A 14,055-nucleotide genomic window follows, 5' to 3' on the forward strand; every position below is an offset into this window, starting at 1 on the left:
CCGCACTTGAGGAATAAAGAGTAAAGACGGCTCCGGCGGCAAGCTCCGACGTCCTTGCTCTTTATTTGCTTCGCAGTACTTCGTGCTCTTACTTCTTACTTCTTTCCTCCACTTTGAAGGAGTATAGATCGTGCTCCGCACTTGAGGAATAAAGAGTAAAGACGGCTCCGGCGGCAAGCTCCGACGTCCTTGCTCTTTATTTGCTTCGCAGTACTTCGTGCTCTTACTTCTATATTCCTCTTCCCCCTCCTCATGGACTAACCTCATCCGCATCAACCTGCTTACCGTTCATTGCCTTCATCTCATCGCGAATCTCTGACAATAACTGAATATCCTTCGGGGTCGGGACGGACTTATCCTTGTCGTCTTCCGCTTTTTCTTTGAGGCTGTTGATGAAGCGGATGATCACGAAGAGCACTAAGGCGATGATGAGAAAATCGATCATCGCCTCGATGAACATCCCGTAGCCGATGACGACGCCGGGGTCCACGACCTCGCCGGCCTCATTTTTGACCGGCGGCGAAATGACCCACCGCAGGTTGCCGATCTCGACGCCCGCCGTCAGAAAACCGAGCGGCGGCCCGATGATCTGTTTGACGAGCACGTCGACAATCTTATTGAAGGCGGCACCGATGATGATGCCCACCGCCAGGTCGATCATGTTGCCCTTGACGGCGAATTTTTTGAATTCGTGGAAGAAGCCTGCCATTTTGGGGAATGATGTTTTTGGTTCTTCCGCTCCAACCTCGGTTTGGGGCGGATGTTGGGGCTCGTGCGGTAATTCTCTCGGTACGGCTAGCCGAGAACTGATGCTTTTGAACGGTTGGTCTTAATTTTCTCAAGTACGACGGTCTGCCCGGACCGTGGTAATTCACTGCTTCCGTAATAAACCCCGCACCCGCGACCACGCCCACCGCTACGAACTCATTCAGGCTAATACTCAGGATGCTAGCAACGACAAATCCCCCGCCCCACAAATCAACGCGGCCACCGCCAGCAGTAAGTGCACCAACTCCGCCGTCCGTGCCGACAGATTACGGATCGTCAGCCCGAGCAGCACGCCCGCCGGCATAACTAGGGCGTAAGTGTCGATCGGCGAAACCCCACCGGTGAAAACCACGGCGAGCGGCGTGAATAGCAGGAGCCAGTAAAGCATTGCCACCCCCTTGCTCCCCTCGATGTTGATAAACCGCACCACGGGGCTAAACTGAGTAGATAACGCGAGGCTCAGCACGGAAAGCAGACCGGCGAAGACCACCTCGTACGGACCAGCGGAGACTATTTCCAACGAAAACCGTGGAACTTGCGCGCCCGTGAACACGGCTAGATTTCCGTAAAAGTAGGCCAGCGTACCGGCCAGAAAATACAGCACGAGCGCCCCCGTTAGCAAGCGAATCAACTCCACGAAACCAGCCCGGCCCATGATCGCCGAGCCAACGTAACAGGGCAACAGAAACAGGAGGTACGACGGCGCGAAAAAACTCGCCATCGCCACCCAAGCCCCGGCGTTAAACAGGGTGAACTGCGGGAACTGATTCTTGTAAATCCGGCAAATCGCCAGGAGCGCGAACCCCAGAAAAATATTGGCTAGCATCGCCGGGTGCAGCAACCGAAACCCGGGGACAAGCCCCCAGGCCAGTAACACCCCGAGCGGCGCGAGCTGCGTCGACACCCGCGTAAACTGGTGGCGGTTGGACAACGCGCTGGCCTGCAAAGCTAAAATGGCCACTAAAACGGGCGGCAAGATGATCGCCAGCCACGTATGCGCCGCGGCCCATTCTGCTACGTGATAACCAATGAACCCGTGCTCGGCCCAGTTCGGCGCAACCAACGCCCCGCCGCCCAACAGTACGGGTAGCTGCAACACGACGGCGTAGAACAGGAAGGGCAGGCCGGCGTAGGCTTGGGTGGAACGGAAGAGGGAGAGCATTTTTGGTCTGTGGTCTGTGGTCCGGTGTTTAGTCGACCGTTTTTTCGGTGTCGATGATCAGAGCTTTGGCTGACTGGTACGTTTCGGCCAAATCGTCGGCGTTGGTTTGGCCCGCGTAGAGCGCCATTTCGCAGCGTTGCAGGAGGCCGTCGTAGCGGTTTACTAGTTCCGGAGCGGCACCGGCGGTAGTCAATTGTGCGGCGATGTTCTTACGGCTGAGGTCGGCGATTGGGAGCTTGAACTTGTCGCGGAGGTAACCGAGTAAGGAGCCCTCGACGGCGTTGTAAAAGCTTTTTGCGTTACCTTCTTTTTGAAAAGCTTCGGCACTTTGCAGGCGGAGCGTGGCGGCCTTGGCGGCCTTTTCCCGGGCGAGTTCCGCGGGGTCGCGCCCGGCGAGGTGATCGCGGTAACGGCTCCAACCAATGGCCCCGGCCGCGCCGAGGAGGGGGAGGAGAAACAGGAGCCAGTAAAGCACGCCGCGGCTGGGGTCGTTGCCGTAGACGCGCCCGACGGGGATGTCTTGCGGGTCGACGGGCAGTAGGGTGAGCGTGGCTTCGGTCTGGAGGGAGTCGAGGTCGTAATTAATCTTGCCCGTGCCGCCCGCCACGACGACGGTGAAAGACTCCGGGGCGAGGGTGACGTAGTCGGAGCTGTCGACGTTAAAGTAAACCAGGGCGGGATTGAGCACGAACGTTCCACCGCGTTTCGGGACGATCTTGTACTCGAATATCTTGCGGCCGATGATGCCGGAAGGGCTGTCGAGCAATTCTTCCTGTAGCACTTTCGGCGCGTACACTTCCCAATCTTTCTTGTCGACCGGGTCGAATGCCTTGATCCGTTTGATGTCCCCCTCGCCGACGACGGTGACGCGCATCGTGAGGGCGTCGTCGGTGGTCATGCGGTCCTTGTCGGTGGAAACGTCGAGGCGGTAGGTGCCCACGCCGCCGCTGAAACCGCGCGGTTGTGGCAGCGGTAATTCGCGCACGTTGATGAAGGTCGTGTCGCTACTCAGCGCGACCTGCTCCATGAACCGGCGGTTCCTGCCCCGGACGTTCCGGTAGCGGACAATCCCCACGATCATGTCGTAAGGTTCGACCGTCAGCCGGCCGATCTTGGTGGGGAACAGGGCGATGCTGCCGAGCGTGCGCATTTCGTATTCCTTACCGTTCTCGATCGTGGTGCGGGGCCGGCCGTCGTACTGGCGGCGCGGCTGGCTAAAAAAGCCGTCGAAGGTCGGCTCCTTCATGATGTTGCGGCTCACGACGTTGTTGGCCGTGTAGAGGTTCAGGTTGAGGATGATTTGCTGGCCGACGTGGGCGTCGGTGGTCGAGAACTCGGCGCGCAGCATCTGGTCGGGGGCCAGGCCGGCATCCCCGTCGTCCGCCGCCAGCACTTCGACGCGCTGGGAGTTCGATCGATACATCCGGTTCATCGCCCGGATGGTGGCCGGCCGCACGGTCAGTTCCCCCGCCCGCTTCGGTTGCAGTAGCCAGGTGTAGGACTGCGCGCTGCTCGCCACGCCGTTGATGATCGTCGTCCGATTAGCGCGGCTGGGGCCGTCGAGGATCTTAAAATCGTTGAAGGGCGGGGCTTTCAGGTCCGTTCCCTGCGCGTTCGTCAGCGAAAGCGTGAACTCCACGGTGGAGTTGGTGAGCATCTTGCGTTTGCTCAGGGTAGCGGTAAAAGCTACGTCGGCGGTGCTGCCCTGGGCGCGGCCGCAGGTGCAGAGGAAAATTAGGGAAAGCAGGGTTAACAGGGCGCGCCGCATGGGTGGAGGGTGGGTTGACTGGGTGGGCGAAGATACGTTGGCCCGGGGTTTGGGTTTTTGCCTTCTTGCCGTATTGAACAAGACCGGTCGAGTACCCATTCATTTGTACGGTCGACCTTAACCGACGAACTCCCCAAGTACGCACCAATCACTCGCCGTCCAAAAGCCGCCGGCACTACCAGTACCAAAAATCGCACCCGCTGGAATGCCGAAGCCCCGAACCCCATGAAGCCAGTCCACAAGAGCATCGCCCTCGTAGTTTTCTTCCTCCTCGTCATCGTCGGCCTGTCTGTCTCCGGGACGTTCCGAGAGCAATCCGCCATTTCGTACCGGGAAAGCCTAGAAAATATCTGCTTCGACGATAGCGCCGACATCAACGTGACGCAACTGAGCTGGAACAACGGGCTTTTCGACATCAACGAGAAGTACATCCTCCGGGTCACTTACCTCCAGCGCGACGGGGAGAAGTACTTTTTGCCGGACGACAAAGACATCGTGCGGGTCACCAAGCCGGCCGACTCCCGCTACGTCACGTTCCGTTTTGCGGACGGCTCGGCGGATACGGTGAGGGCTACGTTTCAGTGCCGGTGAGTTAGGATAGGCACGTGTCAACTAAGTAATCGTTCCTCGTCCACAAGCTACGTTTTTGCGCATTCACCCATCTTTACAGGACACTCGTACGAGCCGGTGCGACGCGATCATCAGCGTAGCTGAAGCGTCGAAACGCTGTCCCTTTACCAACTTCCCCGGCACCCGCGTCCGCGCCAAACCCGGGAAGCGGACATTAAACGTCCACTAATACAGAACGTGTTACCAACGCACCTAGCCCCCGTTACGTAGCCCCCCCCAGTTGTCCTTCCTCACGGGATACCTTTATGGTCTAGCCGTTCCGGTCGGAACGATGCGGTCAAAAGACGCAGAATGAAAATGAGATTTGTCCCGCCAATAATGGCTTTACTGGGCCTCCTGCTATTCCCCTCCTGCGGCACGAACCGGAGCTTCGTGAAAGTAGCGGGAACGGATTTTACGATAAAAAAGAAGCCCTATTACTTTGTCGGGGCGAATTTCTGGTACGGTGCCTACCTGGGAGCCGACGCCGACTACGGTAACCGGGCTCGCCTGCTACGGGAGTTGGACCACCTGGAAGAAGTTGGCATCAACAACCTCCGCATCATGGCGGCCTCGGAAGAATCTGATTTTGGCTTACCGCTGAGCCCGCCGTTTCAGTACGAGAGCGGGGCGTACAACGATACGCTACTGCGGGGGCTGGACTTCCTGCTGGCCGAAATGGGAAAAAGGAACTTGCGCGCCGTGCTGGTCCTGAATAACTTCTGGGACTGGACGGGCGGCATGGGCCAGTACGTTTCCTGGGCGACGGGCGAACCGGTCTTTGACCCGGGCTCCAACGAGAACCATACGTGGGACGAAGCGATGGATTCTGCCGCCCGTTTTTACGAGATGGAAGAACCGCAAGCCCGCTACCTTAAGTACATCAATACGCTGGTAAATCGGGTAAATACTTACACGAAGAAGCCCTACAAAAATGACCCCGCCATCATGTCGTGGGAGTTGGCCAATGAGCCCCGCCCGCTGAAGGACGGTTATTCAGATAATGAGGGCAACGTAAGGGTATTTTCCGAGTGGGTCCACAACACCGCCGCCTACATCCATTCCATCGACCCCAACCACTTAGTCACCACCGGCAGCGAGGGCAGCAAAGGAACCCTGGGTAAAGTAGAATTCGCGAAGCAAGCGCACGCAAGCGAATATATCGACTATACCACCTTCCACCTGTGGCCCAAAAATTGGAGCTGGTACGACGCTGAAAAGCCTGAAACGATGGGACAAACCAAAGAAAATGCGTCAGCGTACATCGCCGAACACGTCGAACTATCGCGACAACTCAATAAGCCTAGCGTTCTCGAAGAAATAGGCTTCGTCCGCGACGGCGAGAAGTTTGCGCCAGACAGCCCGATAACCGCCAGGGATGATTTTTACAGATTTATCCTGGATATCGTGAAAGCGTCAGTCGAAGAAGGAAAAGCGCTTTCCGGGCTTAACTTCTGGAGTTGGGGAGGGGAAGGCCGGGCCCAACAAAGCGACTACGGGTGGAAACCCGGTGACGTAATTTATACCGGAGACCCTTACGGCGAAGCGCAAGGGCTCAACTCTATCTACGACACGGATACGAGTACGCTCGAGATGATTTCTCAGTACGTGGATATACTAGAGCGTCTTACAGATGAAAAGAATGAAGCCAGGTAGATCAATAACGTCGGCAAGATTCAGCGCACTTTTCTAAAGCAAAGCAAGGAAAACCACCATGAACCGAAGAAAATTCATCCAATCAGGTGCACTGCTGGCTAGTACGCTCATGCTGGGGTGCGACACCACGCAAAGCCATGACTTGAAGCTATCCTTATCGCAGTGGGCCCTGCACCGGGCGCAGTTTGGCGATAGTAAAAGTGATTACGAGCAGTGGAAGAAGTGGTTGGTAGAGGATCCGGATGCCGTTTTGCGGGGAACTTTGAACCCACTGGATTTTCCTTCCGTTGCCAAAGACCAATTTGGGTTTGAAGCCGTGGAATACGTCAACACATTTTTTTACGGGAAGAATGCCGATTACTTCAAAGCGCTCAGAAAGCGAAGTGATGACGCTGGGGTGGAAAACCTCCTGATCATGGTGGATGAGGAGGGTCTTTTGGGTGACCCGAACGAGCAGAAAAGACTAAAATCGGTAGACCGCCACCGAAAATGGCTGAACGCCGCGACCATCCTGGGTTGCCACTCGATCAGGGTAAACGCACACAGTAAAGGATCTAAATCAGAGCAAAAAAAATTAGCCGCCGATGGCTTATCCCGTTTGTGTGATTACGCTAAAGACAGCGGCCTGGATGTGTTAATCGAAAACCACGGAGGCATGTCGAGCGAACCCAACTGGTTAATCGACACCATCAAAGCCACCGGCAGCGAAAATATTGGAACGATGGTGGACTTTGATAATTTCAAGTATTCCGAGGATAAAATATGGGGCGGAGAACTCACTTACGACCGCTACGAAGGGGTTGACCTCTTAATGCCATACGCTAAATCCGTTAGCGCCAAGTCGTATGCCTTTGATCCGCAAGGGAATGAAACGAAAATAGATTTTGGGAAGATGGTTACGGCAGTTAAAGAGTCAAGTTTTGACGGCTACATCAGTGTGGAGTACGAGGGAGAGCACCTATCGGAGGACGAGGGCATCTTAGCTACGAAGGCTCTGTTGGAACGATTTATTTAAGAACTGATATAGAAAGCTGGGTGCGGGTCACCTACACATCAATAGATGATACGGATAGGGCATGACATTGTACCAATCCCCCCGTCTAGCACCTACTGCTTCCGGGTAAATTCACCATTATTTCACATCGTACTGAAACAGGGTGACCATGCAGCAAACTTTTACCTACTATTCTTTTTTTTTATTTATCCTGATTTTCTTACCAATTGTAACGCAAGCTCAAGTCACCTTCGACTTTGAAACCCCCGAAACTTCCACCCCGATAGACGCCAACCAGGGGGCCATCGTAGATAATCCGGACCGGGTGGGCAACGATAGTGACAAGTGTGCCTATTACAGAAAATCCGCGGGGGACTGGGATTACTTCGCCTTTCCGTTTGCAAATGGATTCGACATCGGAAACAATGACCGGGTAAGCTTCAAAGTACGGACGTCGACGAGCGGACGCATCTACATAAAATTTTACGACGAGGGAACGCCCACCCTGGAAAGCTGGGTGGTGGAATACGACTACCGACCGGAACCGGATGCGTGGACGGAACTATCGTACAACATCAGCGCGCTCAAAGACCAAAAAATTACCCGCCTGGAAATTGCGGTCTCCGTTAACAACGAAGCAGCCGCGGACGCCTATTTCGACGACCTACGGTTTCATAATTCCCTTTCCGTCGACGGCGAACCGGTCATCGATCTGGCTCAGTTTTCCAACTGCGTAGAACTGGGAACCACCCTGGATCTGGATGCCTCGGCAAGCACCGATGCCAACGGCAGCATCACCACCTTCCGTTGGGACATGGGGGACGGTACGGTCATAGAAAATATGGACCGGATCAGCCACCGCTACCAAGCGCCCGGTTTTTACAACGTACAATTAGCGGCGACCGATAACGATGACAACACCACTACGGAGAAATTCAGAATCTGGGTTTTCGAGTCGGAAGATAATCTAAGCCCCTTCTTCGCTACCGCAGATACTTACCTGACCAACGAGAAAGTAGAACTAAGTTTCTTAACGAAAAGAGTATACCAAAACCCATTCGACCCGAGTGAGGTAAGCATCAACGCCATCGTCACGCAGCCCGACGGAACTACCCGGAAGGTGCCCTGCTTCTTTCACGAAAAGGTACTCAACGAGAATGGATCGTGGATGACCTTTACGGGTGACAAAAACTGGATGGTCAGGTGGAGTGGCGATCAGGCGGGCGTGCATCAAGTACAACTGGAAATTACGGACGCCACGGGACAAAACTTAGGTAAGGTGCAAGAAGTAAACTTGCTGGCCGGACCGACTAAAGGAATCATTAAAAAGTCCGACACCAACCGGCAATTCTACCAGCACGGCACGGGAGAAATGTATTTTCCATTAGGGATAAATTTACCCTGGGATAATATTAATGATTACGCCACGATCATTCCGAACCTGTCGGACGGAGAAGCAAACTGGATACGCTACTGGCACGCCGCATTTACGAATCAAGCCATAGAGTGGAGGGATGGACTCGGTAATTATAGCGCGGTCGCGGGTGCCAAGCAGGATTCCATTATTGAGCTGTGTAAAGAGAATGAGGTATCACTGCAAATGGTCATCTTCCACCACGGCATGTTCTCTACCACCGTTAATTCTAACTGGTCGAACAGTCCCTATAACGTAGCGAACGGTGGGATGCTGGTCGACCCGGAAGAGTTCTTCTACAACCAGGAAGCCAAGATTTACGCCAAAAGGTTACTCCGCTACATCGTCGCCCGCTGGGGTTATTCTCCGGAAGTTTTTGCCTGGGAACTATTCAACGAGGTGCAGTGGACGGGCAGGCACCCCAACCAATCGGAAAAGTGGGAGGAAGAAGTCATTCTGTGGCACGACGAGATGGGGCAGTATTTAAAAGAAATAGATCCCTTCGATCACCTGGTTACTACGAGCGCGGAAGATCACCAGCTGGATAGCCTGGCCGGTAAGGAAGGTATCGATATTATTCAATACCACACGTACCCCGCGCAACGGCTGAACAACGAGTTACTGAGCAAGGATGCAAGGTTTCTGGAAGATAACCCCGAAACCTCCGTCATCTGCGGCGAATACGGTTACGCAAATGACGGGGAGGTTCCTTTTGACGAACAACGCCTGGCCATTTGGTCGAGTATTTTCAGTCAGGTGCCTCACCTCACCTGGCGCTGGGAGCTGTACGCGCAGACGGTTTGGGCGGACCTGTTCACCGCCCCCGCCACTTTCTTGCGGGAGGAAGAAATATTGCAGCAAAACGAGTGGTTGGACTGGAACGTCCTCGTGGAGTCCAACACGCCCGGACTCAGAACAACCGGTTTTACGCAAAGTAACCAGACTAGTTACGGCCTGATCTACGATGAGGACTTCAGTGATGACATCGCTGACGCGACCATCAATCTAGCTAATTTACCCTTCGGAGTATACACGTTGGAAACAACGGACATCACGTCGGGGGAGCAATCCACGGAAGAGAATCTAGAGATAACGTTCTTCACCACGGCTTACGAGCTTCCCTTCTTCTCCGACGCCCTGGTGATAAAGGCCGCGTTTAAAGAAGAACTACAAATCCTGTTGGCCTTTGCGGGTTTTGACGTGGAGACTGGTCTGGGCTACGCACTAAATCTTGACGGAGGCAAAAGCATTCAACCGAGTAATGCGGCCGTAGATTACGAATGGTCCCTCGCCGAACAACCCGTGACTAGCCAACTCGTCATTGCGGACGCCGATAACTCGGTCGTCAACATCATCCCCGACGTAGCGGGTGAATATCGGTTCGTATTTACCCTAACGGATAGTGTTACGCAGGAAGTCTCTACGGACACGGTCAACGTCCTGGTATCAGCCCCGCCCGTCGCCGTTGCCGGAGAAGACATTACGGTTGACCTGGGTGCGCGCCCCGCGATCAACGGAAGGAGTAGCTTCGACCCGGAAGGCGACCGCCTCGCTTACGCCTGGACCTTAGTGTCCAAACCGGAAGGAAGCGTGGCTGAAGTTGAGTTTCCCACACTTTCGCTACCCATTCTGGATCCCGACGTGCGGGGTACTTACGCCCTGGAGTTGGTCGTATCCGATAAGTTTAATCCGAGTGCTCCGGACACCGTTTTAATCAAGGTTGGTACGACCACCTCGATCGCCGCGATCGATGCGGCCACCTCCATTCGCCTGTTTCCCAACCCGAGTTCCGAAGTCCTGAATGTTGAATTCACGGGAAGCATTACCCAGCGCGCGGTTGGTCTAACTATTTTGGACATCACCGGCCGGGTAGTGGCCACCCATAAGGCGGATCTTGGCGGTCAAAAAGTCATTCCTTTCCCACTCAGTCCGCTAAATCTGACCAACGGAATGTACATCTTACGGGTAGTGGCGGACGGTAGCGCCAGCAGCCTACCGTTCGTGGTGCAGGCGGAGTGATCACTACGGAGGCTGGTTTTCGTAAAACCTAAATCTGGCTTGCCGGCCGATTGCACCTTCGTGTATCGCCCGGTTGCGTGCTAAGTTTATTCGGGCGGGCGGTAAATTCTGAGCCTACCCACCAAACCCCGCTAACGTACTTCCCCTGCACCCGCGGCCACGCCAAATTAATCCAACGTCGTTTTATATTCAGGGGCGCGGTCGCGGGTGCCGGGATTTTTAGAAGCGCCCGGATCATACCGGCCGACGGGACTACCGGATGGGCCCCGAACTGCGGGGGTGGCGGCGGAGACTACGGGGCGTACGCACCCAGCAAAACCAACTTTCGCGGCCGGTGGGCAGCGTGATGGTAAGCAGCCCGGCGGGGAGTGGCCGTTACATCAAATCGTATTACCGGCCTACGAGCACGCTATTTTACAAAAGAGGGGTTGAGCTAATTATATCGGGGGCTTAAATGCGCTGTGGTGGGGTGCTGCGCGCGCGAAATCCAAGATTTGCAACGAATACCCCCGGCATTTGGAGCAAATTCCACCCCTGACGGCACCCTGCCTAACGGATATTTACGGAACCAGACTAACGGGGAGAATAGTATCCTGACGACCCCGTGCCAGCATCACGCAAACAATTTTTAAAGACACCACAATGAAAGCAGCCTTACGAAATTTTGTATTACTAATAGCTTTCAGTTTGTTGTTGCCCCTCGTGCTTTCCGCGCAAAGCACGGGAACGCTCAGCGGGTCGATTAAGGAAGCCTCTACCGGTGAGCCCTTACCATTCGCAAACATCTTCATTAATGAAATTTCGCTCGGCACGTCAGCTGGGCTGGATGGTGAATTTGTACTGAATAACGTGCCCCTCGGCACGACCGTAGTGTCCATCAGTTATACGGGGTACGACTCTAAGGACATGACAATTGAAGTAGTGCCGGGCATCAATAAAATTGAGGCAGAGCTGAAAACGCTTTCGATGATGGGGCAGGAGATCGTCGTAACGGCGCAGGCCTCCGGGCAGCGGTCGGCCATCAATCAGCAGCTCGCTTCCAACAGCATCATCAACGTTATTTCCGCCGAAAAAATGCTGGAACTACCGGACGCCAACGCGGCGGAAGCCATCGGTCGACTGCCGGGAATTTCGTTGCAGCGGGACGCCGGCGAAGCTAACAAGGTCGTCATTCGGGGCCTTTCCCCCAAGTACAACGTGGTTACGCTGGAAGGGCTAAGACTACCCTCCACCAGCGATTTCGACCGGAGTGTCGATCTGAGTATTCTGCCGAGTGAGCTGCTGTCCAGCATCGACGTCACCAAATCGTTGCGCGCCGACATGGATGCCGATGCGTTGGGCGGAACGGTCAACCTACACATTCTGGAAGCCCCGGACGAACGTAAAATCATCGGCGTCCTGGAAGGGGAATACGCAGATTTGACTAATGATTTTAATAACTACCGAGTCGTTGCCGGTATCAGCGATCGTTTCCTCAACAATAAGGTTGGCGTCAATGCCAAGGTAACGGTGGAGCAGAAACAACTGCCTTCTCAGCAGTTCAGCGCCAGCTATTCAAATCCCGTCTACGATTTCACGACTAATGAGGAAGGCGTAGTGACGGACTCTAGCCTTTTTGTCCGTACGCAAAGCACGAGCCTGATCGAACAGGAGCAGCGGCGAAGAAGGACCAATGCGAGTCTTATCCTGGATTACGATCAGGGTTGGTGGAAGGTTAAGCTACTGAATATTTACAGCCAGAAGAACGACTTCATTACCAGGAGGAACAGTACGTACGTTTTTAATCCTCGTGAAAGCCCGGAAAACTTCAACCTGAACCTGAACGAAACGGACTGGAGAACGGGCATTCGGATGCACAATCTCACGAATGAATTTCGCTTTGGCAACTCCAAAATAAACCTGGTGCTCGCCACCACTTACGCCCAACAGGATCAGGTCGATCAAACCTTTTCTTTCGTAGAAATTAACTCCTACAACCTTAATCAAAACAATTTGATCTACCGGGAGCCTACTTCCATCATCGACGAGGTGGGCGGTCCCGATGCGCTAAGAACCGAAGACGCTTTCCTGCAACGCATGTCCCTGGGTAATCGGGAACTAATCGACGAAAACTACGACGCGCGGCTGGATTACCAACTGGACTTCCGCGTCGAAGACCTGGTATCGGGTAATCTAAAAGTGGGCGGTAAGTATCACCAACTAGTTAGAACCAGCGACGGCACCCAGGAGTCCAGCGACTTTCAGTTCGGGGCGGGCGTGGGGCGGCGTCAGTCTTTGGCGGCACAATTTCCGTTCATCGCAACGGACCCCGGAGCCCAGCGGGGACTCAATGCGGCTAATTTTGTTGATAACGACTACGAACCGGGAACCTTTTTGGACGACAGGTATCAGCTCGGTTGGACGGGCGACATCGATCTGCTCACGGATATTCAGGACGAGTTCTACACCGGGGTAGCGGGAAACCCCAACTACGTCCGGGACGGGGTGCCAAGTTTCGTCAGGGACTATACCGCGCAGGAAGACCTGCAGGCGGCGTACGTGATGACGGAACTGAACTTCGGCCCGAGGCTGATGGTCATGCCGGGTATTCGCTTCGAAAGAAATCAGACGGAGTATTCCGCCTTTCAGATCAGAACGAACAGCGGCCCCTCGGGGATCGAACCCAACCCAGAAGAAGTAACTATTAATAGGGAGAATAGCTTATGGTTCCCGTCCCTTAATGCAAAATACGACGTGACGGAGGCACTCATCGTTCAGGGTGCGGCTTACCGTAGTGCGACCCGGCCGAGCTTCCGGGAAATATCACCGCTGGTTATTTACCCCACGGGAGGGAGAGTAATTCAGTCCAATAATCCTTTCCTTACCCCGGCTACCGCTTGGAATTACGACTTGGGCTTTTCCTATAACACCAATAAAAGCGGTCTATTTACTGTCTACGGTTTTTACAAAGAAATCGATGACCTGATTTTCTCACTCGACGGCTACCAACCCAACAAAAAGGGTTCCATCGTCGGAGCGCCAGCGGACTTGAATAATCGTATCCTCGGTGGGGAGTATTACGACGAATTTTTTCTGGAAAATAATAGTCAGACGAACCTTCCCTTCAACAACACTGAAAAAGCTTACGTGACGGGCGTGGAGTTGGCTTGGCAAACCAACTTCTGGTTTTTGCCCGGCCTTTTGCAAGGACTAGTTTTCGACGTCAATTATACCCTCCTCAATACGCGTACGGAATATCCATTCTTCCAGTCCGTACAGACGGGGGTTACGGACGGGATCATCCCGACCCCAATCTTAAGTCAGGAGTACCGAACCAGACCCGGGCCCATGCAAGATCAGCCGGGATCGATCCTCAACGTCATCCTGGGTTGGGACTTCAAGGGTTTCAGCAGCCGAATCTCTTACCGCTTCCAGAGTGAAACCGTGGAGGGCCTGGATACCCGGTACTCGGTGTTCGACCGCTACTACGGAGCTTTTTCGATCGTCGACCTGACGCTGAAACAAAAGGTCAATAAAAACATCGCGGCCTACGTGAACTTCAAAAACATTAACCGACAGATCGATGACTACTTCTTCGCCGAGCAACAGGAAAACCCTTCCCTGCCGACCAATAGCCAGGCGTACGGATTTCGGGCGCAATTCGGTGTTCGTATGAACTACTAATT

At 54.3% G+C, this 14,055-nt stretch carries 8 protein-coding genes; 5 read left to right on the forward strand and 3 right to left on the reverse strand.

The window, feature by feature from the left end:
- Positions 1-250 precede the first annotated feature (250 nt).
- From mscL to GGR27_RS18260, 3 genes are all read right to left on the reverse strand, one after another.
- Complete coding sequence (gene mscL, locus GGR27_RS18250; RefSeq protein ID WP_168040022.1) at positions 251-709, reverse strand: large-conductance mechanosensitive channel protein MscL; 459 nt, start codon at positions 707-709, stop codon at positions 251-253.
- A 231-nt stretch (positions 710-940) separates the two neighbouring features.
- Positions 941-1,930: a hypothetical protein gene (locus GGR27_RS18255; RefSeq protein WP_168040024.1), complete on the reverse strand. Its 990-nt coding sequence runs from the start codon at positions 1,928-1,930 to the stop codon at positions 941-943.
- Positions 1,931-1,958: 28 nt separating this feature from the next.
- Positions 1,959-3,698 carry a BatD family protein gene (locus tag GGR27_RS18260; RefSeq protein WP_168040026.1) on the reverse strand — a complete coding sequence of 580 codons (1,740 nt, stop codon included), beginning with the start codon at positions 3,696-3,698 and terminating at the stop codon, positions 1,959-1,961.
- A gap of 225 nt (positions 3,699-3,923) precedes the next feature.
- On the opposite strand from GGR27_RS18260, the gene GGR27_RS18265 reads away from it, so the two are divergent.
- From GGR27_RS18265 to GGR27_RS18285, 5 genes are all read left to right on the forward strand, one after another.
- A complete protein-coding gene (locus GGR27_RS18265; RefSeq protein ID WP_168040028.1) occupies positions 3,924-4,289 on the forward strand; it encodes a hypothetical protein in 366 nt (121 codons plus the stop codon).
- Between the two features lie 330 nt (positions 4,290-4,619).
- On the forward strand, positions 4,620-5,963 hold the full coding sequence (locus GGR27_RS18270) for a glycoside hydrolase 5 family protein (RefSeq protein ID WP_168040030.1): 1,344 nt from the start codon (positions 4,620-4,622) through the stop codon (positions 5,961-5,963).
- 58 nt (positions 5,964-6,021) lie between these two features.
- Positions 6,022-6,978, forward strand: coding sequence for a sugar phosphate isomerase/epimerase family protein (locus tag GGR27_RS18275; RefSeq protein ID WP_168040032.1), 957 nt, complete (start codon positions 6,022-6,024; stop codon positions 6,976-6,978).
- Positions 6,979-7,126: 148 nt separating this feature from the next.
- On the forward strand, positions 7,127-10,390 hold the full coding sequence (locus GGR27_RS18280) for a PKD domain-containing protein (RefSeq protein ID WP_168040034.1): 3,264 nt from the start codon (positions 7,127-7,129) through the stop codon (positions 10,388-10,390).
- A 642-nt stretch (positions 10,391-11,032) separates the two neighbouring features.
- Positions 11,033-14,053, forward strand: coding sequence for a TonB-dependent receptor (locus GGR27_RS18285; protein WP_168040036.1), 3,021 nt, complete (start codon positions 11,033-11,035; stop codon positions 14,051-14,053).
- The last annotated feature ends 2 nt before the right edge of the window (positions 14,054-14,055 follow it).

The sequence above is a fragment of the Neolewinella antarctica genome (assembly GCF_011927835.1).
Classification (GTDB): domain Bacteria; phylum Bacteroidota; class Bacteroidia; order Chitinophagales; family Saprospiraceae; genus Neolewinella; species Neolewinella antarctica.

Excerpts from the sequence above, each read along its gene's own strand:
- GGR27_RS18275 (WP_168040032.1), top strand. The coding sequence starts at position 6,022 with ATGAACCGAAGAAAATTCATCCAATCAGGTGCACTGCTGGCTAGTACG.
- GGR27_RS18280 (WP_168040034.1), top strand. The coding sequence starts at position 7,127 with ATGCAGCAAACTTTTACCTACTATTCTTTTTTTTTATTTATCCTGATT.
- GGR27_RS18270 (WP_168040030.1), top strand. The coding sequence starts at position 4,620 with ATGAAAATGAGATTTGTCCCGCCAATAATGGCTTTACTGGGCCTCCTG.
- mscL (WP_168040022.1), bottom strand. The coding sequence starts at position 709 with ATGGCAGGCTTCTTCCACGAATTCAAAAAATTCGCCGTCAAGGGCAAC.
- GGR27_RS18260 (WP_168040026.1), bottom strand. The coding sequence starts at position 3,698 with ATGCGGCGCGCCCTGTTAACCCTGCTTTCCCTAATTTTCCTCTGCACC.
- GGR27_RS18285 (WP_168040036.1), top strand. The coding sequence starts at position 11,033 with ATGAAAGCAGCCTTACGAAATTTTGTATTACTAATAGCTTTCAGTTTG.
- GGR27_RS18265 (WP_168040028.1), top strand. The coding sequence starts at position 3,924 with ATGAAGCCAGTCCACAAGAGCATCGCCCTCGTAGTTTTCTTCCTCCTC.
- GGR27_RS18255 (WP_168040024.1), bottom strand. The coding sequence starts at position 1,930 with ATGCTCTCCCTCTTCCGTTCCACCCAAGCCTACGCCGGCCTGCCCTTC.